This is a genomic window from Paenibacillus sp. FSL R7-0272, from assembly GCF_037969905.1.
Lineage (GTDB): Bacteria > Bacillota > Bacilli > Paenibacillales > Paenibacillaceae > Paenibacillus > Paenibacillus polysaccharolyticus.
In genome coordinates this window covers 4,203,030-4,226,850 of sequence record NZ_CP150221.1, presented here as the reverse complement: position 1 = coordinate 4,226,850, position 23,821 = coordinate 4,203,030, and the positions used below count along the sequence as shown (strand labels likewise).

The window sequence follows — 23,821 nt, the reverse complement described above, 5'->3', positions numbered from 1 at the left end:
TAAAACGATGGAAAGCAAAAGAAGTGCAAATGAAAAGAAAAAAGGAATAGGTGTTGAAAACAAAATGAAACCTTTTATATACGATTTTTCCCTGGAGCAACTGCAGCAATGGGCTGTGGAGAACGGGGAACCAGCGTTTCGCGGCGGTCAGATCTTTGACTGGATTTATGTGAAACGTGTAAATGATTTTAGTGAAATGACAAATCTCTCCAAGACGCTACGCGAGAAGCTCGCAGAGCAGTTTGAATTCGTAACTCTTAAGGAAATTACGAAGTTCGAGTCCAAGGATGGCACGGTGAAATTCCTATTTGGTCTGCATGATGATCATGCGATTGAAACGGTTATTATGAAACATAACTACGGGAACAGCATCTGTGTAACAACACAGGTTGGTTGCCGGATTGGTTGTACGTTCTGTGCATCCACGCTCGGGGGACTGAAACGTAACCTGACAGCCGGGGAGATCGTTGCTCAGGTTGTACAGGCTCAGAAAATTCTGGATGAGCGCGGTGAACGCGTCAGCAGCATCGTGATCATGGGTTCGGGTGAACCATTTGAAAACTATGAAGCAACGATGACGTTTTTACGGATTATGATTCACGAAAAAGGTCTGAATATTGGTCAGCGTCATATCACTGTCTCTACAAGTGGAATCGTGCCGAACATCTACAAGTTTGCAGATGAAGACACGCAAATCAATCTGGCTATTTCGATTCACGCACCAAATGATGCCTTGCGTTCGAAACTGATGCCGGTGAACCGTCGTTTCCCATTTGATGATGTGATGGAGTCTCTCCGTTATTATCTGGCCAAGACAGGCCGAAGAATTACGTTTGAGTACGCATTGATCGGCGGTGTGAACGACCAGCCGGAGCATGCGGCAGAACTGGCAAGTGTGCTCAAAAACATGTTATGCCATGTCAACCTGATCCCGGTTAACCATGTGCCTGAGCGCAAATATGTTAGAACATCAAGAAGTGATATTTTTAACTTCCAGAGAATTCTCTCGGAACAGGGTGTTAATGTAACGATTCGCCGTGAACAGGGACATGATATTGCTGCCGCTTGCGGCCAGCTTCGTGCAAAGCATATGGAGTTGAGGTGAGAGCGTTTTGATCAAAACAGTTCATGTGAGCCATATCGGACGAGTACGTTCGGTGAATGAAGATTCAGCCTGGATTCGGAATCTGGATACAGGATATATTCTGGGAATCGTTGCAGACGGCATGGGTGGACATCTTGCTGGTGATACGGCAAGCCGCCTTGCAGTGGAGACGTTGGTACAGGATCTGGCAACACTTGAGCCAGGTTTGTCCCATGCTTCCCTGTCAGCTGCGCTTAGCGATGCGATTCTTCATGCGAATGAAGTCATATTCCGCACAGCATCCACGGACGATAAGTATCATAATATGGGGACGACAGTTGTCGCCGCTCTGTTAAATGATGCGGAAGGTGTGATTGGACATATCGGGGACAGCCGTGCATACAAAATTGCAGGTAAGGAAGTATTCCAGCTGACCGAAGACCACACACTGGTGAATGAATTGTACAAAAATGGTCAGATTAGCAAGGAGGACGTATCTCACCATCCACGTCGCAATGTGCTTACCCGTGCACTTGGCACAGATGCTGAAGTGAAGGTGGATATGGACGCTGTTCGATTGGAAGAGGGGGAAGTACTGCTTCTCTGCAGTGACGGACTCAGTAACCTGGTCAGCAATGAGCAGATTATTCAGGTTGCAGGCAACCTTGACCTTCCACTGGAAGATCGTGCAGATCGACTGCTACAGCTGGCATTGCTTGCTGGAGGAGACGATAATATCACTGTCGCTTTATTTGAGCCTCAGCAGCAAGACGCCCCACAGGTGGAAACGGGGTGTGAGTCATGATTGGGCATCAGCTAGGCGGACGCTATGAAGTCATTGAGCGTGTCGGTGGTGGCGGCATGGCTCTGGTTTACAAAGCCCAGGATTTGCTCTTAAATCGAAATGTGGCAATTAAAGTGCTCAGACAACAGTTTGTTCATGATGAAGAGTTTATTCGCCGTTTCCGGAGAGAGGCACAATCAGCTGCATCGCTCTCACATCCTAATGTCGTCAGCATTTATGATGTGGGTCAGGAAGATGACGTTCATTATATTGTTATGGAGTACGTTGAAGGCAAAAATCTAAATGAAATTATTAAGGAACGTGCGCCTTTGCAGGTCGACGAAGCGGTACACATTGCTTCTCAGATCGCGGATGCACTGGATCACGCCCATCATAATCAGATTATTCACCGGGACATTAAACCGCATAACATATTAATTGGCCGGAATGGCCGGGTAAAAGTAACAGATTTCGGGATCGCGCGTGCTGTTACCTCTACAACGATCACACAGACTGGCTCTGTCGTGGGCTCAGTGCATTATTTCTCACCAGAGCATGCCAAGGGTATTGTGACTGGGGAGAAGTCGGACTTATATTCTCTTGGAATTGTACTTTATCAAATGCTTACAGGACAGCTTCCATTTCTCGGGGAAAGTCCGATTAGTGTAGCCTTGAAACATTTGCAGGAAGAGTTTGATGAACCACGCAAATTCAATCCGCTCATTCCGCAAAGTGTGGAAAATGTCATTCTGAAATCCATGCGTAAAAATCCGCAGGAGCGATACCAATCTGCGAAAGAAATGCAGCATGATCTGGAAACATGTCTCATGCCAGAGCGCCGCAATGAGTCCAAGGTTGATTTTCCGGATGAGGATGATATTGATCAGACGCGCGTAATGCCAGCCATCAAACCGGAACCGCGTGGAATGAAGTCTACTGGAGCGGTGCCTGTGATGGAAACAGATCAGGAACAAAGCGCAGGTAAATCGAAGCAGAAAAACTGGAAAAAACCAACGCTCATCATATCCTTGACTGTTCTTCTTCTGGTCGCTATGGTTGGGGTGGTATGGTATGTCAAAGGTATGCTTGTTGTACCTGAGGTAACCGTACCTAATGTAGTTAACCAGACAGAAGAAAAAGCCCGCCAACTGTTGGAAGAACAGGGTTTGGTGGTGAGCAATGAAGTCATTCGACAGTACAAAGAAAATGTAGACCCAGGCATTGTTTTTGATCAGAGCAGGAATGAAGGCGATGTGGTCAAAAAGGGCACTGAGGTTCAGCTGAGTGTTGGCGCGGAAAAAGAATTGGTGAAAATGATTGATGTTAAGCTGGAGCCTTATGCTGAAGCGGTCAAAAAGTTGACTGCGCTTGGTCTTAAGGAAGACCAAATCAAGCGTAAGGACGATTTCTCCAATGAAGTACCTTCAGGTTCCGTCATTGCCCAGACGCCTGGTGTAAATGAAGAATTTGATCCTGAAGCTGTTGAGATTGAGTTAACCGTAAGCAAGGGAACTGAAACGGTCAAAATGCCTGATCTGAAAAATCATACGCGCAGTGAAGCGGAACAAATGTTGAAAGAAAAGGGACTGGTGCTCGGACAGGTACAGGAAGAGTCCAGTTATACGGTAGAACAGGGTAAAGTAACCCAACAATGGCCTGTGGAAGCTGGGACGGATGTTAGCCCTGGCGACAAAATTACGATCTTTATCAGCACAGGGTACCCTCCTGAAGCACTGCAGTATCCATTTAACATCAACGTATCACCAAAAGAAGTGGGTAAAAATAGTAAAATTCGTATTACCTATGAGGATGCACGCGGCAAAAATCAGGAGTGGGGCACACGTACAATCAATTCCGCTCAAGTCCTGACCATACCGCTTGTGCTCGCACCGAATGAAAATGGCGCTGTATCTGTTTATCGTGATGGTAAATTCCTGGATACGTATGTTGTGTCTTACAGTGAAGCGAAGAACGGTACAGTGAATGTACCTTCCATCGACCCTGAACAGAACACGCAAGCACCGCCAGCCAATACCCCTGATCCAGGGAATGGCGACAATGAAGGCAGCGTAGATAATGGTCAGGAAAAAGAACCTGACTCCACCCCGGCTGATGGAGAAGGGGATAATCAGGAAGGCGACACTTCAGCAATGAAGACGGATAAAGGTCCAGGCAAGCATAAAGAGGATAAGAAAAAAGGAGTTATCAACGCATCAGGCCGTCCATAAGGACGGCTTATGCTGACGTAAGGAAAGAATATTACTCATCTGAAGGAGGGCGACGGAGCTGTGCCAGAAGGTATCATCGTTAAAGCGTTAAGTGGTTACTACTATGTCATGCCAGTAGAAGACAACGGGGTTCCTTCGGTTGAAGGTTCCGCCGTTCAATGCAGAGCCAGGGGGATTTTTCGCAAAAGAGGCACTTCTCCGCTTGTTGGTGACCGTGTAAGCTACATGCTCACGGAGAACGGGGAAGGAACCGTCGATGAGATTCACAAGCGAGAGACCGAGTTAATTCGTCCGCCTGTAGCAAACGTCAGCTTGGCTGTTTTGCTATTTTCGGTCAAAGAGCCCGATATGAACCTGAATCTCCTGGATAAGTTCCTCGTGCATATTGAGCAAGCTGGACTTGATGCCCTTATCGTGCTGACGAAACAGGATTTGATTGATCCAGAAGCTGAGGATCGGAATATCGTGGCTGAAGTGAAGACAATGTACGAGCAGATAGGGTATGAGGTTATTTCGACCAGTTCAAGGACTGGAGAAGGCAGTGAGCTGCTTAGAGAACGCCTTGCGGGCAAGATCAGCGTGTTTTCCGGTCAGTCTGGTGTTGGCAAATCATCGATGCTGAACGCATTGATGCCAGGTCTTACCTTGGAAACGAGTGCAATCAGCATGCGTCTTGGGCGCGGTAAACATACGACCAGACATGTGGAACTCATTCCACTCGATAATGGCGGATTTGTTGCGGATACACCGGGATTCAGCCAGTTGGACTTTCTGGAGATTGGTGTGGAGGAATTATCCACATGTTTCCGAGAGTTTGCCCAGTTTGCTGATCAGTGTAAGTTCCGTGGTTGTACACATACGCATGAACCAGGCTGTAAAGTGCTGACAGCCAAGGAGGAAGGGCTGGTCTCTGAAAGTCGATACCAGCATTATGTTCAGTTCCTGACAGAAATGAAAGATAAGAAGCGGAGGTATTAATATGATTAAAATTGCCCCATCAATATTATCGGCTGACTTCGCCAAATTAGGTGCAGAGGTTGCCGAAGCACAAGCAGCAGGCGGAGATTGGATTCATGTTGACGTTATGGACGGGCACTTCGTTCCTAATATTACACTCGGTCCTGCTATTGTTAAGGCCATTGCACCTCATACAACATTGCCGATTGACGTTCATCTAATGATTGAGAATCCGGAACGGTACGTGGAAGAGTTCGCTAAAGCCGGCGCAGCGGTGATTACAGTTCATGCTGAGGCGTGCGTGCATCTGCACCGTGTCATTCATCTCATTAAAGAGCAGGGAATTATGGCAGGCGTTGCTCTTAATCCTGGTACTCCAGCAAGTGCAATTCAGGAAGTACTGGACGATGTAGATATGGTTCTTGTCATGACGGTGAATCCTGGTTTTGGCGGGCAAGCATTTATTTCCGGTACGATGAACAAAATCAAGCAGATTCGTACATGGCTGAACGAAAGAGGACGTCATGACGTACATATCGAGGTAGACGGTGGTATTGCTGCAGATACAGCTCCACTCGTTGTGGAAGCTGGTGCTGATGTTCTGGTCGCTGGTAGTGCCGTATTCGGACGTGAAGACCGCGCTGCTGCCATTGCCGAGATTCGTAGCAGTTACGAGGGTTAATTCATGACTTTTAAAGAGACATTGCTGACAATGGCGGGAAGCATGATTACGGGCTTGGTGCTTGCATTGTTTTCAGTTCTCCAGGCTCCATTTAATGCGCTCACATCATTAATTGGCGTTGCCGTAGTTATCATGTATTTCCGAAAGTTTGATCGGAAGGGACATCGGATTACTTTTGTCATTTTCAGCATACTGTATTATCTCATGAGTGTTTTTATGATCGCTGTTTATCAGTACATCCCTACTCAAACGTAAATGGGCTGATCTCAGGCTTGTCATTGTGGAATAGGGACAGCAGGTTCCGCATAAATATGGTTACATGAGCAGGTTTCTCATGTAGCCTTTTTTGTCGTGTTTGGGTGAAAAAGGCCTGAAGCATAGGATACGGCGGATGCATGAGCATGATGGGGAGGGTGAAGTATGAAATTTTACACATTCAAACTGCCGAAGTTTTTGGGAGGGTTTGTAAAGGCGATCCTGAATACGTTTCAAAAGAACTGATCTGATTAACAGCACAGTTAGTCGAATACCGCCGTTTTGGCTCCACGCTCATCTGGAGAACCAGATCTGTATGATGTGCCATGCGGCGGCCATTCCTGTGTGTTGGACATGTGCTTTTTGGAACACCAAAAAAGCACCTGCAAGGAACAAGGTGCTTTTTGCTTACCCGATTTATAGTAGCTTTGCGTGATTATACGCGAGTCACTTTACCGGCTTTCAGTGCACGGGTGCTTACGTATACACGTTTTGGTTTGCCGTTCACGAGAATACGAACCTTCTGAACGTTTACGCCCCAAGAACGACGGTTACGGTTGTTAGCGTGGGATACGTGGTTACCGGTGCCCGGTTTCTTACCTGTCACATAACATTTGCGAGACATAGATTACACCTCCTATCCTAAAATAACCAGTGCCTTTGGGAGAGACAAACGTCATTCCATAAGGACTTAATTGTTCTTACCTGATCCTAAAGGTCAGGCTTCAGTAGCTAATGGGTTGTTCAAGCCGGCATGGCCGGATCATTTCCATTACTTAACCTGCATAAAACAATACTTAAATATAATATCATAATCAAAAAAGCTTCGTCAACTGATCCAAAAACTTTATTTATTTCTCTTGTCTAATATAGTACAATGTTGAATAGTCCATAATACAGCCATGAATAGGCTGTTGCCGCGGGAAGCCGGAGAAAAAACCGTACGTAGAGGTTGGAGGTTTGCTTTTTTGGCAACGCTGTGAGATGCGGCATTCCATCATTGGCACCAGTCTCCATGCGGCATTCATGTCGGCTTCTGATACCGGTGCATATCCCTATGCCCGCATAACGGGTTGCAGAGAATGCAGGATATTGGTAGCCCGGCCGCCCAGACCGTTTATCCGGCTGACATGTTGTATTATATACCTGTGCCGGACAAGGTATGGACGAAGAATAACGCAGCCGCGTTAGCGCATGAACAGACCAAATTGATTCTTGGTGCAAGTTGTTCGTGTATCAAGCTAGGAAGGGGAATTCTCACTTGAGTATACGTTCTTTAAATGGAACAGATTTCACCGCAATGGTTCTCGCCGGAGCGGAACAACTAGGGCAGCACGCAGAACATGTCAATTCCCTGAATGTTTTCCCTGTGCCGGATGGTGACACGGGAACAAATATGAATTTGACAATGACTGCTGGTGTTGCAGAGATCAAAAGAAAGAGCTCTGCTTCCATCGGAGAAGCTGCCGCAATACTGTCGAAGGGCTTGCTTATGGGCGCGCGCGGAAATTCAGGGGTTATTTTATCCCAATTGTTCCGTGGATTCAGCCGTTCAGCAGCTCCTTATGAAGAATTGAATACGATTCAATTCGCAGCCGCCCTGCAAAATGGTGTTGACGCAGCATACAAAGCTGTAGTTAAACCTGTGGAGGGAACCATTCTTACCGTAGCTAAAGAAGCGGCTAAACATGCCAGCTACTATGCAAGACGGACGAATGATATCACTGAATTAATGAATGAAGTTCTATTAAAAGCAAAAGAAGCGCTGGCGATGACTCCAGAGTTGCTGCCTGTTTTAAAGCAGGTCGGTGTGGTGGATTCGGGTGGTCAGGGTCTTGTATATATTTATGAAGGTTTTATGGACGTGCTATTGAAAACAGACGGTAGTTCACGTGCCTCACTGCAAAAAGAATCTGCTTCTTCAGCAGCAACACCGGTGAAAACGCCTGCAATCGAGCCAGTTGCAACGAAGGCGGCACAAGTAATTACGCCCGAGATGCCTTTGTCAGCTCAGGCAAGATTGGAAACAGAAGATATTGAATTCCTGTATGACATGGAGTTTTTCATCAATCGTGAGCTTGGTGAGAATGCAGGAGCAACATTTGATGAAGAGTCGTTCCGTAAATCGTTGTCAATAAATGGAGATTCGATCATCATCATTGCTGACGATGAAGTGATTAAGGTGCATGTGCATTCCAAGACACCTGGTGATGTATTAAATCTGGCTTTGAAGTATGGAGAGATTACACAGATTCATATTCTCAATATGCGTGAACAGCACCGGGACCTGCTGAGCGCAGGCATGGATATTGCAGCTTCACCTGATCTCTTTGCTGACATTCCGCATGAGAAGACAAGCACATTGGAAGAAGCGGTGCTTCCGGCTGATGAAATGGCACCATATGGCTTTATTGCGGTTTCTTCCGGTGACGGCATTGCGGAAATTTTCAAAAGTCTGGGTGTAGATGTGGTGATGTCTGGTGGTCAGACGATGAACCCAAGCACAGAAGACTTTGTAAAAGCCGTTCGTTCGATTGCGGCGGATCAAATTTTTATTTTACCGAACAACTCCAACATCGTTCTTGCAGCTGAACAAGCTCGTGAATTGCTGGAGGATGAGCGTCGGATTACCGTTATCCCGAGCAAGACGATTCCACAAGGGATGGCAGCGGCATTTGCTTTCCAAGAGGATGAGTCTGCAGAAACGAATCGTGAACAGATGCTGGAGGCCATTAGCCGCGTGCAGTCCGGACAAGTGACACATGCCGTTCGGGATACACAATATGATGAACTGGATATCAAAGCCGGAAATTATATCGGGATCTATAACTCCAAAATTGTTGCGACAGATGAGAGCATGCTTCATGCTTGTGAAGGTCTGCTTGGGCAGATGATGGAGAGCGGAGATGAAGTGGTTACGGTTCTTGAGGGGGAAGAGGCTGACGCTGAGATTACTTCTTCTCTTGTTGCATGGCTGGAAGAGCAGTATCCTGACGCGGAAGTCGAGGTACATCAGGGAGGACAGCCCGTGTACTATTATCTGTTCTCTGTAGAGTCCTAATTGCGGTTGTTTCACAAGCCAATCACTATCGATTTTAGACGCTGGACGAATGACTTGTTAAACATGCATGATAGCACTTGATGTGAAGAGGAGGAGAGCCTGTGAGCCACAAGGTTGCGATTGTAACGGACAGTACGGCGGATATTCCTGAGGAACTGGTTCGTAAATACGGTATACATGTGGTTCCCTTGCGTGTGTTGTTTGGGGAAGAAAACTATGCGGATGGAGTGGAACTGACTTCGGAGCAGTTTTACGACAAGTTAAGGCAGAGCGCAGTCCTGCCTACGACTTCACAGCCTTCTCCTACCGATTTTATGGATGTGTACCAGCGTTTGCTGGACGAAAACCCGGACCGACCTATCGTATCTATACACTTGTCTTCGGGCATGAGTGGTACGTATCAATCGGCGATGCTCGGCAAGTCACTACTGGAACGGGAAGCGGATCTAACAATCATTGATTCAAAATCGGCTTCCTACGGGTATGGTCTAATGGTTGTACATGCTGCCGAGCTTGCTGAACAAGGCAAGTCTGTTACTGAGATTGCAGTTGCTGTGGAGGCAATGCAACAATCCCGTAAACTGTTTTTTCTGGTGGATACGCTGGAGTATCTGCAGAAAGGCGGACGGATTGGCAAAGCCTCAGCGATCTTGGGAACGCTGTTAAATATCAAACCGATCCTGTCTATCGATGAAGAAGGCGTAATCTACGCCGTAGAGAAAGTCAGAGGTCATAAAAAGGCTATGGCACGTATTATTGAACTGTTCCAGAGGGATCTGGCTGGAAAGCGAGTCAACCTGGCGGTAGGTCATACGGCCGACCCCGCGTCAGCAGAGGCTTGTGCGGAACAGTTACGAGGTCATTTTACATTGAATGAAGTGATCTATACGAATATCGGGGCCGTTATTGGCAGTCATGTGGGGCCCGGTGTTATTGCTATCTTTATGTGGCCTGTTCCGGAATGAGGGATTAGATATGAACTTGGAAGAAATATCAGTCAAGCAAATTAACGGCGTGAGTGCTCTCAAAGAGGGAGAGCTTCACGCCTTTGGCATCTCTAGTGTGAAAGACTTGCTGGAGTATTATCCGTTTCGTTATGAAGATTATCGTCTGCGTTCGCTTAGTGAGGTAAAAGACGGAGACAAAATTACGGTACAAGGTCAGGTTATGGGTGTTCCGGTGTTGCAACGTTACGGTAAAAAGTCCCGTCTGACTTGCAAGATTATGACGGAAGAGTGGATGATTACGGCAACGTGGTTTAACCGCCATTTTCTCAAAGACCAGCTTACACCCAACCGGGAAATTGTGCTTACCGGAAAATGGGAACAAAAGCGTATGCAGCTTACCGTATCTGATTCGGAATTCCCGGATAAAGGCGATGGACGTTCAGGCACACTGCAACCGGTATATTCCGTCACGGGCAAGGTCACGCAGCAATGGATGCGCAAGACGATTAACCAGGGGCTGACTCAGTACGGTGAGATGATTCCGGAGATTTTACCGCAGGCATTGATTAAAAAATATAATCTGATGCCACGCAAGCAGGCCATCGCAGGTATTCATCGTCCGCAGGATAATCAGGAAGGTCAGCGAGCCAGACAGCGCATGGTCTATGAGGAGTTATTTTTGTTCCAACTTAAAATGCAGGCGTTTCGTGCGTTAAATCGAAACCGAATGGATGGCATGGTACATACAACGGACAATACGACGATTCGAGAGTTTGTACGTAGTTTGCCATTTGAGTTGACAGATGCGCAGAAGAAGGTGGAACTTGAAATATTGCATGATATGCGTTCACCCTATGCGATGAATCGGTTGCTGCAAGGCGATGTAGGTTCTGGTAAAACGGTGATCGCAGCCATTGCACTTTATACGACGGTGCGCTCCGGCTTTCAGGGGGCACTTATGGTGCCAACTGAGATTCTGGCGGAACAGCATATGCGTTCCTTGCAGAAGCTGTTTGAGCCTTTTGGTGTGACGGTGGGTCTGTTAACGGGCAGTGTCAACGGGCGCAAACGCAAGGACTTGATCGCCTCATTGCAGATGGGGATGCTGGATATTGTTGTGGGCACACACGCCCTAATTCAGGAAGATGTTTTTTTCCGGGAGCTGGGCCTTGTGGTGACGGACGAGCAGCATCGCTTCGGGGTGAATCAGCGCAGTGTTTTGAGACGTAAAGGCTATAATCCTGACGTATTAACGATGACCGCTACGCCGATTCCCCGGACACTTGCGATTACGGCTTTTGGTGATATTGAGGTATCGACGATATCGGAGCGGCCGAAGGGACGGATTCCGATCTCCACGTATTGGGTGAAGCATGACATGATGGAGCGGGTGCTTGGTTTTATATCGAGGGAGGTAGATCAAGGGCGTCAGGCGTATCTGATCTGCCCACTGATCGAGGAATCGGAGAAGCTGGATGTGCAGAATGCGATTGACCTGCATGTGCAGATGCAGCAGAACTTCCCCAAATACAAAGTGGGACTTCTCCATGGGCGCATGACAGCTGCGGAAAAAGAAGAAATGATGCGTGAATTTTACAGCAATGACATTCAGCTACTGGTGTCTACCACGGTGGTAGAAGTCGGGGTGGATGTGCCTAACGCCACTCTAATGGTGATTATGGACGCAGACCGTTTTGGGTTGTCCCAGCTGCATCAGCTTCGCGGCCGTGTCGGTCGTGGTGCGCATGCATCGTATTGTGTGCTCATTGCTGATCCGAAGACAGAGGTTGGTCAGGAACGGATGAAGGTCATGACTGAAACCGAGGATGGATTCGAGGTGTCCCGGCGTGATTTGGATCTGCGGGGGCCTGGGGATTTCTTTGGCACGAAGCAGAGCGGGTTACCTGAATTCCGTCTGGCAGATATGGTGGCGGATTTCGCTATACTGGAGCAGGCTCGGGATGATGTATCTGATCTGATTGCGGATGCTACGTTCTGGACGTCTGTTGACTATACACCACTGCGTGATTTTCTTCAGCAACAGCAGGTATTCAAGGGCGATCTGATCGATTAAGCGCTGGATGTGGAATGTGGACAAGCAGTTGGAAGCGTAAGGTTGCGTAATTCAGATACGTGGCCTGAATGCGTAATGAAATGAGTAACCTAAATTCATAACGTGATATCGTAAAGTAAAGCGTAAAGTAAATGCTAGACCTGAATGTGCTACTTAAAAGCTTAACGCGGATGTGCTACGTTTGTTTTAAGGCATGTTTTGTAAAAAGTGACAAGTGACCAAGCCCTCCCGACATATGAATAAGAAGTGAGTTCATTTTTTGGGAGGTGCTGTACGTTTTGGGTTACCAACAATATGGAATTAGTCCGCAGCTGGTGGAGCGGATCAAACTTAAGATGAAAAATCCTGCGGTTAAAGAGCGGATTAAAAAGCTGATCGATGGCGTAACGAAGGCCGATCTGCAGGATAAAGCGAAGGTGCGCAGGCTCATTAAATCGTCGGCAGTCATTATGAATGAGAACTTCTCGCCTGCACAGGAGGAGCAATTTGTTACTTTTGTGATCGCGCAGAAGATTGATCCGAACAACACGTTTCATTTGATTAAGTTGTGGGGTATGTTCAGGTAAGGTTGAATGTGATGGGGTTACTTCAAAACATATAGGGGTTTACACGGGACACTCCGAGTGCAGTACCATCTTCCGAGCGCTGTTATCCCCGAATTTTTGGAATTACCCTCTATAAGGGTAAAATCCGGTAATAAAGGCGCCCGCTTGTGCTTCTTCAGATTGGTTCTGCTCTCTCCGTTAATGTGCAAACTGAATTTTTTGAAAAGTCGGATTACATTCAAGAGAGATTGTTAGTGTAAAGAAGGGTGTTTCATCAGTCATATATGACTTGATGAAATGCCTTTTTGGATTTTTAGAGAGGATAATTTCTGTTTTCCTCACTTGGAAGGGAAGACCGCGGCATACGAGTGGGGTAATCATAACTTCACAGTATGAGATGCAAGATGTATTACAGTTACCAGGTTATGCTATTTTTTTGTAGATGTGGAGGAAGTTAGATTGGAAATATTTAAGATGCTGAGAGGACACTGGGGTTTGGTTTTTTAACGATCACCAGCTTTAAAGCCCCCTAATCCAATTGGACACTCGAAGCCACCTCAGATACACTAAATGAAATGAGGAGAGTGTTCATGAAAAGACGATTTAGATGCCCGGTTGAGGCGAAAAAGGAGTATGTCGTAGAGGTGCTTTCTGGCCTCCGGACAGAGGTCGTGGCACGAAAGTACGGCATGTCTCCTAAAACGCTGACGACTTGGGTTCGTCAATATGAAGATGAGGTGGGGGAACTGGTGGCTAAAAAACAAAAAGAAACGCAACAAATACAGCAAGATGCAGCCAACTATCAAGAATTACAAGAGAAATACGATGAAGCTTTGAAACTTCTCGGCGCAAAAGAATTAGAGAACCAGATTCTCAAGGATCTCGTTAAAAAAAAGTACCCCGACTACAAACCGCGATAGGTTGGATTGAGCGAGGATATCCTGTCCGTACGGTGCTTCGGATCTGCGATGTCCCTCGCTCAACATACTATTATCACTTGAAACACCCTGAACGCCAGCAACCCATAAGTAGCGGACGAAAAATCCCTGGATACTCTTACAACCAGCAGGGGAAGCGTATCTCGGACACTCGGATTTTCGGGTTTCTTCGTCGTTTGATCCAAGGGCCGGATGCGGCGTTTGGCTACCGAAAACTAACCGTGTTGTTGCGCCGGAAATACAACTTGGTGATTAACAAAAAGAAGGTATATCGGCTCTGTAAGTCTCTCTGTATCCTTCTCCCTCAGCGCGAACGAACGCATACTGTACCGAGAAAAGTAGCTAATAACCGAACGGTAGATGGGCCTAACCAATTGTGGCAGATGGATATCAAGTACGGTTATGTTGCAGGGAAACGCCGGCACTTTTTCCTCGCAAGTATTATTGATGTTTTTGATCGCCGAATCGTCGCTCACCATCGAGGTAAAGCCTGCGACACGCAGAGCATCTTGAATACGCTCCGGCAGGCTATGGTAACACGACGTATCCCTAAAACCGAGCCAAAGCTCGTGATTCGTACCGATAACGGCCCTCAGTTTATAAGCAAAGCGTTTTATAACTTCTGTGAAGAAGCAGGTTTAGAGCATGAGCGGACACCCGTTCGAACACCGAATAAAAATGCTTTTATTGAATCGTTTCATAGTGTTCTGGAACGTGAGTGTTACCAGCGACATTGTTTCGAAAGCTACGAAGAAGCCTTTTCCGAGGTAGATCGATACATCCGTTATTACAACAAAGACCGTATTCACGGCAGTCTACACGACTGGTCGCCGACAGATTACCTGCGCCTGGTCAACGAAGGAACCATAGAACCCAAATCCATTGCGTTATGATGCGTCAATCTGAGAAAAAGCTAGCTAGTGTCCAATATTAAGGGGTTGAACCGCCAGAGACGCTATTTCAGCGATATCACACATTTTTATTTTCTAACGATCCTAGGGAAGCTTATTTGAGTTGTTTGGCGCTAAAACGGGCTTGTTTCCTCTGTTTTTGTTGAAATAAGCTCTGTGGAGATCGTTACAATTTCAGAAGGTTCTATTTCGCTCAAATAAGCTCATCTGAAATCGTTAGAATTTGGAGAGATATGGTGAGCAGTTTTACTGGGAGGCTTTGCTCGTTAGCTTTCTGATCATAATTGAAAATTACAAAAATAAATTGTGTTAGCTAACGTTTGCTGCGGAAGAAAGGTTGTAGTGTTGACTATTGTTATCTGAGGAAGAGAAGTTGGTCAATTCAGCCAAGTGAGGATAGTGGAAGAAGGACGTAGTTTTGGCTGGCTTTATATGTGCTTGCCAAGTGTGGCTGTGTTAGCAGCGTTTCCAGATCAGTCTAGCATTCTCTGTGCAGGAAAAGATGCAATGACTTTGCACCAAACAGGCAAACCTCAAAGAACCAGGTCATCACTCGTGACTTGGTTCTTTGGTGCTGCACGTAACTTTGTACTGTTTCCGGAATTCCTCGGGGGTCAGTCCGGTCACTTTTTTGAATACGCGGAAGAAGTATTTTGGATTATCGTAACCAAGCTGCTTGGCAATGCGATAGACTTTGTCCTCGGTCAAGGTTAAGGCGCTTTTAGCTTGTTCGATACGCAGGCGGTTAACGTAATCTGTGAAGTTCTCGCCGTGTTTTTCTTTAAACAGATAGCTGAGATAACTTGGGTTCAGGTAAAACAGGGAGGAGACCCATTCCAGCGTTAAATTTTTGGCATAATGAACATCGATATATTTCCTGACGTTGTCGATAACCTGATCGGATCGATATGGATTATATTCTTGAAGCAGTAGTGCTGTCCCTGTCAACACCTTGTCCATATACTGACGGATGGATTCCATATCAAATGAAATGTCAAGCACGGCTTCGAGACTGGAAGAAGCATTTCCGTTGCTACTGCTACCGCTTTGTAAATAATGTTGCAGCAAGCGTTTCGTTTCAGCCACAATGTCCCGGCACTGCTCTTTCAGGTGTGCTAGTAAAGCATCAGGTTGCTGGAGAAAGAAAGCAAAGAAATCAGCGATTAACTCTTGCACTTTGGATACGCTGCCGCTTTCGATAGAAAACAGTAATTCATGCGACCTGCTCCAGCGCAAGGAAGACAAGGTGTTGTTCTCCTCTGTATAGATATAACATTTACCGAAATCGGTAATGGAGCGTTGGTCGAGAGCTAAAATAGTCTGATGATGAGCATCACGAATACGACTTACATCGGATAAGGGAAGACTGATTCCGATACAACATTCCGCTGTTGTTGTTTCTGCGAGGATACGCTCCGCGTATAGAACGGCACGTTTTTGCAGTTCAGCAACTGTGTCGCCTGGATCACACATCATGAGAAAAACAAGTTGTTCTGATTGGGGATGCGGGATATAGAGACTTTGCGGAAAAGATGGAAGATGCTCCACGATGAAGGGTTTAGGACTATAGATCATCATAAAAAGCAGAAGCTCGGCTTCCAGAAGGACAGCGAATTCTCGGGAACGGAATATAGGGCGCTTCGCGGGCAGATGTGGACTCAGCACAACATGAAGAAAAGTCTGATGGTCAGCATCGATTTTCATCTGTTCTGTCTCCACAGTCAGCTGAACAACCTCTTGTTTCAGCGCGCGTTCCTGTTCAAGTGTTCGTATGGCTTGTTGCAAGGCACGTTGAACTTCGTCCCGGCTAAACGGTTTAAGCAGGTAATTGACTACCTTGGCCGAGATGGCCTCCTGCATATAATCAAAATCAGTATGGCCACTGATCACGATGAGTTTGATATGAGGAAAACGCTGGCTCACCGTTCGAATTAACCATTGCCCGTCCATCTCGGGCATGCGCATATCTGTGAAGACAATATCGGGGCTCAAAGATTCAATCAATTCCAATGCCTCGGCTCCATTGTCTGCTTCACCAACCAGCGTCATCTTATGCTCCGATGCCTCCAGTTTTTTTAACAGACCTTTACGAATCAAATGTTCGTCATCCACAACGATAAACGTATACATAGCCGTCACCTCTACTCTCAAAGACTTGGAATTTTTACGGTAATTCGGGTTCCTCGATGAACCTCACTATGGAAGGTCAACCCGTATCCGTCACCATAATACAGAACAATTCGTGAATGTACGTTTTTGATGCCAATGCTCTGCTTGAGCCTTTGACCGACAGAAATGAATTCTGGCGGCTGTAATAGTAGTTGTCTCAGCTCATCTGCCTGTTCAGGTGCAATGCCTACGCCGTCATCGCATACTTCAAAGATGATCTGTTCATCTTGAACCTTGCCGGTAATCATAATCGTACCCTTGCCACGTTTGTTCTCCAGACCATGATAGATTGCATTTTCCACGAGCGGTTGCAGCAGGAGTTTAAGCATATAGTGGTTTTGGATCTCAGGCTCCACGTAGAGCTCGAAGTTGATTTTATCTCCGTACCTGATCTGCTGAATGGCCATATAATTTTCAACATGCTGTAGCTCTTCGCTGACGGTCACGCGTTCACTATCTGTTTTGATGCTGTAACGGAACATATCGCCGAGTGACTTGGTCATAATGACAATGCTTTCGACCTCTTCAATCTCTGCAATACTGTTGATTGACTCCAGTGTATTGTATAAGAAATGAGAATTGATCTGTGCTTCGAGTGCTTTCATCTGTGAATCGAGTGTCAGGATTTTATTTTGATAGCTCTCCCGAATATGGGTATCAATATCCTTCATCATTTTATTGAATTCATGATAGAGGATTCCGATTTCATCCACATGTTTGCTTTTTTGCGGTCTGATCTTCACGAACTGATGTGATTTGGTCTTACGCATCATTTTGGTTAATTCAATGATCGGTTTGGTAATCAGGTTGGACAAGAAAAAGGATAAGAGTAGAAAGATTACAGCACAGCTTACAGCAACATACAAAAATAGCTTTTGAGAGATGTTGTACTGCTCGTATAAGCGTTCAAGAGAGATGTTGGCAATGACATTCCAGTTATGTCCAGGCACTTTTTGTATAACGGTCATCATTTTATCCTGAATGGTTTTATACTGTGAACTACTGTTCACTTGCTTCATTGCCGGATTAAAGCTGGCAGGAAGAGGATGTCCGATCTGGTCGCTTTCCGTGGAGTATAGTATTTTCCCCTGATCGTCAGCCAAATACAGGTTGGAGAGACTTGGCGCAGGATTCCGTTTCAGTCCGTCAAAAATGTTCATCCCGCAATCCAGCATGAATACGCCGAGAAACTCATGATTGTTCGGATCGTAAAGGGCTCTGGAGAAACCGATCGACTGTTTGGCATTGATAATATAAGGTTTAACGCCCACCTCGCCAACATATAAATCGCCTTTACGCTGAATGGTGTCGAGATACCATTGATCCTGAAGAGCAACGTAGTCTAGACGCAGATCCGTGCCACTGCTTCCATAACTGATCCATTTTCCGTCTGGTGTGAAGAGGTAGAGACCATTAATGTAATTGTATCCGAGCAAAATATTTTCAAAGATCAGCTTGAGCTTGCTACGTATCATAAAAATGTCATACTGATCATTCGTATCGTTCAGCTTCGTTAGTTCATCACTAACTGTGCTGTAAGCGGTTGCATTGGAAGACTGCTGAAGAAGAGTGACCGAAATGCGGTCGATGTTCTGCAAAATCTCTTCCATACTTTTGACCGAATTGCCGATTGTTGTGGATGTAATCAGAGAAGTCTGCTCATTCACCAGCTTCGTATAACTTCGGTAGGAACTCAGGGATACAACGATAATAGGTATGATCGACACAAGAACGAGAATCAGAAACAGTTTGGTTTTGATATTGAACAGAATCATACGTGCTCCCCCTGCGAATGTCAATTCTAAAAATAGTGCACTACACAAGCTAAAGTAAATGTACTGATGAACGCCGTATGATGAAAATGTGCACAAAGCAAGAATAAACATGAATCGGGGGAATGACAAGATGAAAAATAGAAAACAACTGTGGCCTTTGACTTTAGTGCTGCTAATGACGTTCCTTAGCGCATGTAGTTCTGCCAGTCAGGAACAGGGAAGTTCCGACAATAATGGGGGAGCCGGTGACTCTGCCAAACCGATCACGTTGACGATGATGCTCTCAGGAAACAAGGCGTCGGAAGGGGAGGACTTCGAACTCGAAACGTTGCCTCGTCTAGTCAAGGAAAAGTTTCCGAATATCACGCTGGAAGTGCAGAAGCTTCCTGATGATCAGTACAACACCTCGGTACGAACGAAACTGGCAGCTGGACAGGGGCCGGATATGTTCTGGATTTTCCCCAAAAATTCAGCAGGTGGAGTCGTTGATTTTGCCAAAGCCGGATTTGCCGCTGACCTGTCTGACCTGAAGTTCTGGAATAATATCAGTCAAGGTGCAAAGGATGATATGTCTGTGGACGGCAAGCCATACGGCGTATCGGGTGGTATTGCATTTCTGGGGGCTTATTACAATAAGGAACTGCTACAACAGGTCGGTTACTCCGAATTTCCGAAAGATTGGCCTTCGTTTCTGGAATTATGCCAAAAGTTGAAGGATGCGGGGATCACACCGATTGCTATGGGAGATAAAGATCCTTGGGTGATCCAATTTGGAATGTATCAGATTGCGGCCAACATGGTATACCCGGATGATAAGGATTTTGATGTAAAGCTGCAAAAAGGTGAGAAATCACTGACCGATCCAAAGTGGACTGAAACGATCTCAAGGTATAAAGATCTGTACGACAAAGGTTACATAGTCAAAAACTCACTGGGTATCGGCAGTGCACAATCAGCACAGCTGTTCATTGATGGCAAAGCAGCGATGACATTGACCGGTACATGGGATTACGCTTCCATGACATCCAAAGGTGCAGCTGACTTCACTCGCGGATTCTCTTCCCTTCCAGGCAATGATTCTGGCAAACCGGTATATGTGTCTGGTGCAACATCGGCCGGTTATGCACTCAATGCAAAATCAGTCAATCTGGATGCAGCGAAGCAAGTGCTGAATTATCTGTTTGACGGACAGTCAGAGTTGTTCAAAGCTTTTGTGGCTTCCAACAGTTCAATCAGTGTGTACAAGGGCGTGACATTGGAGAAGGAATTGTTCAAGGAAGTGAATGACAACTATCAACAAACAGGCAACTCTGTATATTTTAGCAATCAGATGTGGCCTGCGGGAGTGTCGGATGTCATGCAAGCCAAATTCGCAGAGATTATCGCTGGACAAAAGACAACACCTGAAGAGGTCGCAGCTGCGATGGAAAGCAAATTTAGAGAGCTGTGGAAGAACTAGAGTGTGTCTGAAAACACTTGATCAAGAATTAGATGAAACTGTCTGTTGCCATGGGGAAGGGCTTTTCAGCTACTTCCCTGGCCGCATTCTTCTGGGAGAGGATGGAGCAAGATGAACTCGACTGTCATGAAAAAGTCCATGTACTGGTTTGCTGTACCCGCATTACTTTTTTACCTTACGTTCTGGATTTTCCCGATTCTGCGGTTATTCCAGTACAGTATAACGGACTATAACGGATATGCTCAGGCGTTTAGCTATATCGGATTGGACAATTACAAAGATTTGTTTCGCGGTGATGTGCTTGGTGTATCGTTGAAAAACACATTAATCTATACGTTTGTTACGGTTATTGTGGGTAATCTAATCGGTTTGGGGATGGCCTTGCTATTAAATATGAAAATAAGAGGAACCGGAATCTACCGTTCTTTGGCCTATATTCCTACGCTATTCAGCGCAATCGTTGTGGGATTTCTCTGGAGTTACGTATACATGCCGGATTACGGGCTGATTTCTTCCTTTCTGAATAAACTGGGTATTGCGAGTGAACTGAATTTCCTCGGTGATTATTCAACAGCCTTGTATTCCATCATTTTTGTGGAAATCTGGAAAACGATCGGGACTACGATGATTATTTTCCTGGCCGGTCTGCAAACAGTCCCGAATGATCTGTTAGAAGCGGGTCGAATTGACGGGTGCGGTCCTTGGCGGTTGTTGCGACATGTGAAGATACCTCTTCTGGCAACGGCTATCACCATTAATGTAACTCTGAGCTTAATCAACGGGCTCAAAGCGTTTGACTTTCCGTTTATTATGACCAATGGCGGCCCGGGTACAGCGACGAATACGTTAATCTTTTCAATCTATAAAATGGCATTTACCGAGCAGCTCTTTGGTAAGGCTTCAGCGCTTGGTGTCATATCCTTTGCTGTAATTATCGTTATTACGGCGGTATTTGTACTGAAAATGAACAAGCGGGAGGTGTCTGCATGACTTCTCGTAAATGGATGGGAAAAGGGTTTACTCAGCTCGCTGTCATTCTAATTATGGCGCTGAATCTTATTCCACTGATTATTGCTTTTTCGACTTCACTGCGTGATCCGAAAGATAACACCAATCCACTCGTCCTGTTTCAAGGTATGTCTCTGGCAAGTTACAAAGCTGCCTTCGAGCGTATGCATTTTCTGGATGCTTTATGGAACAGCGTTGTGTTAACTGGGGTATCGGTCATCTTTGTGGTCCTGTTCGCAGCGATGGCCTCATATCCGATGGCCCGGCTGAAAACAAAGCTCAGCAAGTTTATGTATTTATTTTTTCTGTCCGGGCTCGTGGTGCCTGCTCAGATGGTGCTGATCCCTATCGTGCAGATGATTAATGCGCTGCATATTCCGACGAACCAGTATACTCCGATCTTTATGTTTATAACTTGCAGCTTGCCGTTTTCCACCTTCCTGTATACCGGATTTATTCGCAGTGGTGTACCTGAAGAGGTGGAGGAGGCTGCACATATTGATGGTGCCGGGTTATTCCAGCGTTTCTGGACAGTTGTTTTTCCGCTGCTCCTTCCAGTGACGGTGTCCGTTATTATTACACAGGGAGTATGGATATGGAACGATTACTTTTTTAATATGATTTTTATTTCCGGAGCCGGAGAATCACCTTTACCTCTGGCGATGCTTGGATTTATGGGGGATCAGCAAAATCCGACCCAATGGAATGTATTGTTCGCAGCGTGCTTCCTGTGTGCCCTGCCGCTGTTGCTGGTCTTTTTATTTTTACAAAAATACTTCGTTGGTGGTATGACGGTTGGTGCAGTTAAAGGTTAAGGAGGGGAACCTGACATGAGTGAAAAGATTATAAGTGAACGCAGGGTGGGCGAACATATCGTAAACGAATCATGGATGGATCAGGCGCAGCAATGGATTCCAAAGCTCCACGAGCAAACGGTATATCCCGAGCGGATCGTTCGTTCCATGTCAGATTCACATGCATTTCAAGGATGGCGGATGGAGACGATAGGCCCGGCTTCTGTTTTGCCTAAGCAAACGCTACGCAAGGGAGACGAGATAACACTGGATTTTGGCCAGCATCTTGTCGGTTATGTAACCCTGTCACTGCTGAATGTACGAAGCAATGCAGATGCACCTTTGAGATTAAAATTGACATTTGGCGAGATGCCATGTGAGGTTGCTGAAGACTTTTCCACATATGAGGGGTGGCTTAGTCGTTCCTGGTTGCAGGATGAGGTGCTTAATGTGGACGTGCTACCTGGCACAGTTACGTTGAACCGTCGATATGCCTTTCGTTATCTGAAGATTGAAGTACTGGACACATCGATTCGGTATGATATCCAGATCAAGGATATTTATTGTAGGGCGGTGACTTCCGCATCGATGGATGCTATACCGCCATTGCCGGAAAACATCGATGAAGAGCTCGCACAACTTGATCTGGTATCGATTCGTACTCTTCGGGATTGTATGCAAACGGTATTTGAGGACGGTCCGAAGCGGGATCGGCGGTTATGGATTGGTGATCTGCGTTTGCAGGCCTTGGTCAATTATGAGACATTTGGCTGTAATGATCTGGTGAAGCGCTGTTTATATCTATTTGCCGGATCAAGGCTGGAAGGTGGGCAAGTTGGTGCGTGCCTGTACGAAAAACCGGAGCCTTATGTAGATGACATCTACTTGTATGACTATGCCCTATTTTTCATCACTACATTATGGGACTATTACGAGGCAACGAAGGATCGAGAGACACTGGAGGTGTTGTGGCCTGTTGCCAGAGAGCAGATCGACATTGCCTTGAAAAGGCTGGATGCACGTGGTGTTGTGCAGGATGATGACACGTGGTATTGCTTCCTCGATTGGCATGAGCAGTTGAATAAACAGGCAGGTGCACAGGCGATATTGATCTATAGCATGAAAAGAGGGCAATGGATTGCCCGGGAACTGGGGCTGTCCGCGCAAGAGGAACAGATTCAGATGCAGGTTCAGCAGGCGGAACGGGCTACCCTTCATTATTTATGGGATGAGGAACAAGGTTTCTTCATCAGTGGTGAGGGACGTCAGGTATCGTGGGCATCGCAGGTCTGGATGATTCTGGCTGAAGTGGTGGATAAGGATGCAGCGTGGGCATTATTGCAACGGTTGATGAATCATAAGGAAGCAATTCCAATGAACACGCCTTACATGATGCATCATTACGTAGAGTCGCTGTTGCAATGTGGAAAAAAGGAAGAGGCCTTGGCGCAGATTCGAGCTTACTGGGGCGGCATGGTAAAGGATGGAGCAGATACGTTCTGGGAGCTATATAATCCCGACGACAAGACATATTCTCCGTATGGCAGTAATCTGATCAATAGTTATTGCCATGCCTGGAGCTGTACACCAAGTTATTTTATTAGACGAATATTTGCTTCAACTGCTTGCTGATTCAAAAGCAGTGGAACGAGGTCAACCGGATGTTCGGTTGGCTTTTTTTTATTTTTACAGCATATCCTTGTTGAATATAAGCCCCAGATAGATATGAGGGAAGTTAGATTGGAATGATTATGATGCTACTGGAGCTGTTTAATCGCAAGATGGGGTAGCGTAATAAGCAACTTATAGAGGTGAAAAGTAGTGAACTGACTTGTGTACACGCTGGAAATTCGATTTGGCGATGAGGTGGTTGGTGAATGCCGGAGCTAACGAACCGAGTAGAGTCCATTTTAGCTGAGAATAACAGGTTCGTTCTACCAAGCATCGAAGAGAATATAACAATGTCCATTTTTGGAGATTTGCTGAAAAATATGATGCTCACCAGTGATATCCTGGAGTAGTGACACAGTTGAAAAGTTGCGTTTTCAAGTGGTACGCCGTTAACTGGTGACCTATATTAAGAGGTTGGGCCATTACCCGGGAGCTTGTGCCACTACCAGGGAGCCTGATTTTTCTAACGATCACCAGAG

At 46.1% G+C, this 23,821-nt stretch carries 22 protein-coding genes; 18 read left to right on the top strand and 4 right to left on the bottom strand.

The window, feature by feature from the left end:
* The first annotated feature begins 64 nt into the window (after positions 1-64).
* The 7 genes from rlmN (at position 65) to spoVM (ending at position 6,236) form a co-directional block, all read left to right on the top strand.
* Positions 65-1,105, top strand: coding sequence for a 23S rRNA (adenine(2503)-C(2))-methyltransferase RlmN (gene rlmN, locus MKY23_RS18765; protein WP_090923780.1), 1,041 nt, complete (start codon positions 65-67; stop codon positions 1,103-1,105).
* Positions 1,106-1,112: 7 nt separating this feature from the next.
* The gene (locus tag MKY23_RS18760; protein ID WP_154888323.1) at positions 1,113-1,889 is read left to right on the top strand and encodes a Stp1/IreP family PP2C-type Ser/Thr phosphatase; all 777 of its coding nucleotides are present in this window, start codon (positions 1,113-1,115) and stop codon (positions 1,887-1,889) included.
* Positions 1,886-4,096, top strand: coding sequence for a Stk1 family PASTA domain-containing Ser/Thr kinase (gene pknB, locus MKY23_RS18755; protein WP_339831369.1), 2,211 nt, complete (start codon positions 1,886-1,888; stop codon positions 4,094-4,096). The genes MKY23_RS18760 and pknB overlap by 4 nt, the downstream gene beginning before the upstream one ends.
* 60 nt (positions 4,097-4,156) lie before the next feature.
* Complete coding sequence (gene rsgA / locus MKY23_RS18750; RefSeq protein WP_090923635.1) at positions 4,157-5,074, top strand: ribosome small subunit-dependent GTPase A; 918 nt, start codon at positions 4,157-4,159, stop codon at positions 5,072-5,074.
* Position 5,075: 1 nt separating this feature from the next.
* On the top strand, positions 5,076-5,735 hold the full coding sequence (rpe, locus tag MKY23_RS18745; RefSeq protein WP_339831366.1) for a ribulose-phosphate 3-epimerase: 660 nt from the start codon (positions 5,076-5,078) through the stop codon (positions 5,733-5,735).
* Positions 5,736-5,738: 3 nt separating this feature from the next.
* Positions 5,739-5,990 (top strand): hypothetical protein, encoded by a 252-nt coding sequence (locus MKY23_RS18740; protein ID WP_090923633.1) that lies wholly within the window; start codon positions 5,739-5,741, stop codon positions 5,988-5,990.
* Positions 5,991-6,155: 165 nt separating this feature from the next.
* Positions 6,156-6,236, top strand: a complete 81-nt coding sequence (spoVM, locus tag MKY23_RS18735; protein ID WP_019424875.1) for a stage V sporulation protein SpoVM — start codon at positions 6,156-6,158, stop codon at positions 6,234-6,236.
* Positions 6,237-6,426: 190 nt separating this feature from the next.
* Here spoVM and rpmB read toward each other — a convergent pair whose 3' ends face one another.
* Positions 6,427-6,615: a 50S ribosomal protein L28 gene (rpmB, locus tag MKY23_RS18730; protein ID WP_024631107.1), complete on the bottom strand. Its 189-nt coding sequence runs from the start codon at positions 6,613-6,615 to the stop codon at positions 6,427-6,429.
* A 226-nt stretch (positions 6,616-6,841) separates the two neighbouring features.
* A complete protein-coding gene (locus tag MKY23_RS18725; protein WP_186809620.1) occupies positions 6,842-7,018 on the bottom strand; it encodes a hypothetical protein in 177 nt (58 codons plus the stop codon).
* Positions 7,019-7,251: 233 nt separating this feature from the next.
* Here MKY23_RS18725 and MKY23_RS18720 point away from each other — a divergent pair, with 233 nt between their 5' ends.
* The 6 genes from MKY23_RS18720 (at position 7,252) to MKY23_RS18695 (ending at position 14,448) form a co-directional block, all read left to right on the top strand.
* On the top strand, positions 7,252-9,051 hold the full coding sequence (locus MKY23_RS18720) for a DAK2 domain-containing protein (protein ID WP_154957707.1): 1,800 nt from the start codon (positions 7,252-7,254) through the stop codon (positions 9,049-9,051).
* 101 nt (positions 9,052-9,152) lie between these two features.
* Positions 9,153-10,016 (top strand): DegV family protein, encoded by an 864-nt coding sequence (locus MKY23_RS18715; protein WP_253492969.1) that lies wholly within the window; start codon positions 9,153-9,155, stop codon positions 10,014-10,016.
* A 10-nt stretch (positions 10,017-10,026) separates the two neighbouring features.
* Entirely contained in the window at positions 10,027-12,072 is a 2,046-nt protein-coding gene (recG, locus tag MKY23_RS18710; RefSeq protein WP_251506709.1) for an ATP-dependent DNA helicase RecG, read from the top strand.
* A gap of 278 nt (positions 12,073-12,350) precedes the next feature.
* On the top strand, positions 12,351-12,638 hold the full coding sequence (locus tag MKY23_RS18705) for a stage VI sporulation protein F (protein ID WP_145331903.1): 288 nt from the start codon (positions 12,351-12,353) through the stop codon (positions 12,636-12,638).
* 569 nt (positions 12,639-13,207) lie between these two features.
* Positions 13,208-13,537 carry a transposase gene (locus MKY23_RS18700; RefSeq protein WP_221791733.1) on the top strand — a complete coding sequence of 110 codons (330 nt, stop codon included), beginning with the start codon at positions 13,208-13,210 and terminating at the stop codon, positions 13,535-13,537.
* A complete protein-coding gene (locus MKY23_RS18695) occupies positions 13,534-14,448 on the top strand; it encodes an IS3 family transposase (protein WP_336122735.1) in 915 nt (304 codons plus the stop codon). Before MKY23_RS18700 ends, MKY23_RS18695 begins: the two co-directional genes overlap by 4 nt.
* Positions 14,449-15,015: 567 nt before the next feature.
* Here the strand turns inward: MKY23_RS18695 and MKY23_RS18690 are convergent.
* On the bottom strand, positions 15,016-16,617 hold the full coding sequence (locus MKY23_RS18690; RefSeq protein WP_339831354.1) for a response regulator: 1,602 nt from the start codon (positions 16,615-16,617) through the stop codon (positions 15,016-15,018).
* On the bottom strand, positions 16,614-18,410 hold the full coding sequence (locus MKY23_RS18685; protein WP_339831352.1) for a sensor histidine kinase: 1,797 nt from the start codon (positions 18,408-18,410) through the stop codon (positions 16,614-16,616). The genes MKY23_RS18690 and MKY23_RS18685 overlap by 4 nt, the downstream gene beginning before the upstream one ends.
* A gap of 130 nt (positions 18,411-18,540) precedes the next feature.
* Between MKY23_RS18685 and MKY23_RS18680 the strand changes: the two genes are divergently transcribed.
* The 5 genes from MKY23_RS18680 to MKY23_RS18660 all read left to right on the top strand — a co-directional run bounded on the left by MKY23_RS18680 (position 18,541) and on the right by MKY23_RS18660 (position 23,692).
* Entirely contained in the window at positions 18,541-19,869 is a 1,329-nt protein-coding gene (locus MKY23_RS18680; RefSeq protein WP_154983130.1) for an extracellular solute-binding protein, read from the top strand.
* A 126-nt stretch (positions 19,870-19,995) separates the two neighbouring features.
* Entirely contained in the window at positions 19,996-20,859 is an 864-nt protein-coding gene (locus tag MKY23_RS18675) for a sugar ABC transporter permease (RefSeq protein ID WP_339831349.1), read from the top strand.
* Complete coding sequence (locus MKY23_RS18670) at positions 20,856-21,692, top strand: carbohydrate ABC transporter permease (RefSeq protein ID WP_336120324.1); 837 nt, start codon at positions 20,856-20,858, stop codon at positions 21,690-21,692. The genes MKY23_RS18675 and MKY23_RS18670 overlap by 4 nt, the downstream gene beginning before the upstream one ends.
* Positions 21,693-21,707: 15 nt before the next feature.
* A complete protein-coding gene (locus MKY23_RS18665; RefSeq protein ID WP_154957700.1) occupies positions 21,708-23,303 on the top strand; it encodes a family 78 glycoside hydrolase catalytic domain in 1,596 nt (531 codons plus the stop codon).
* Between the two features lie 245 nt (positions 23,304-23,548).
* Positions 23,549-23,692 carry a hypothetical protein gene (locus tag MKY23_RS18660; RefSeq protein WP_186811625.1) on the top strand — a complete coding sequence of 48 codons (144 nt, stop codon included), beginning with the start codon at positions 23,549-23,551 and terminating at the stop codon, positions 23,690-23,692.
* Positions 23,693-23,821 lie beyond the last annotated feature (129 nt).

Coding starts and splice junctions, on each gene's coding strand:
- pknB (WP_339831369.1), top strand. CDS start 1,886: ATGATTGGGCATCAGCTAGGCGGACGCTATGAAGTCATTGAGCGTGTC.
- MKY23_RS18685 (WP_339831352.1), bottom strand. CDS start 18,410: ATGATTCTGTTCAATATCAAAACCAAACTGTTTCTGATTCTCGTTCTT.
- spoVM (WP_019424875.1), top strand. CDS start 6,156: ATGAAATTTTACACATTCAAACTGCCGAAGTTTTTGGGAGGGTTTGTA.
- MKY23_RS18675 (WP_339831349.1), top strand. CDS start 19,996: ATGAAAAAGTCCATGTACTGGTTTGCTGTACCCGCATTACTTTTTTAC.
- MKY23_RS18670 (WP_336120324.1), top strand. CDS start 20,856: ATGACTTCTCGTAAATGGATGGGAAAAGGGTTTACTCAGCTCGCTGTC.
- rlmN (WP_090923780.1), top strand. CDS start 65: ATGAAACCTTTTATATACGATTTTTCCCTGGAGCAACTGCAGCAATGG.
- recG (WP_251506709.1), top strand. CDS start 10,027: ATGAACTTGGAAGAAATATCAGTCAAGCAAATTAACGGCGTGAGTGCT.
- rpmB (WP_024631107.1), bottom strand. CDS start 6,615: ATGTCTCGCAAATGTTATGTGACAGGTAAGAAACCGGGCACCGGTAAC.
- MKY23_RS18725 (WP_186809620.1), bottom strand. CDS start 7,018: ATGAATGCCGCATGGAGACTGGTGCCAATGATGGAATGCCGCATCTCA.
- MKY23_RS18740 (WP_090923633.1), top strand. CDS start 5,739: ATGACTTTTAAAGAGACATTGCTGACAATGGCGGGAAGCATGATTACG.
- rpe (WP_339831366.1), top strand. CDS start 5,076: ATGATTAAAATTGCCCCATCAATATTATCGGCTGACTTCGCCAAATTA.
- MKY23_RS18680 (WP_154983130.1), top strand. CDS start 18,541: ATGAAAAATAGAAAACAACTGTGGCCTTTGACTTTAGTGCTGCTAATG.
- MKY23_RS18660 (WP_186811625.1), top strand. CDS start 23,549: ATGCCGGAGCTAACGAACCGAGTAGAGTCCATTTTAGCTGAGAATAAC.
- MKY23_RS18665 (WP_154957700.1), top strand. CDS start 21,708: ATGAGTGAAAAGATTATAAGTGAACGCAGGGTGGGCGAACATATCGTA.
- MKY23_RS18700 (WP_221791733.1), top strand. CDS start 13,208: ATGAAAAGACGATTTAGATGCCCGGTTGAGGCGAAAAAGGAGTATGTC.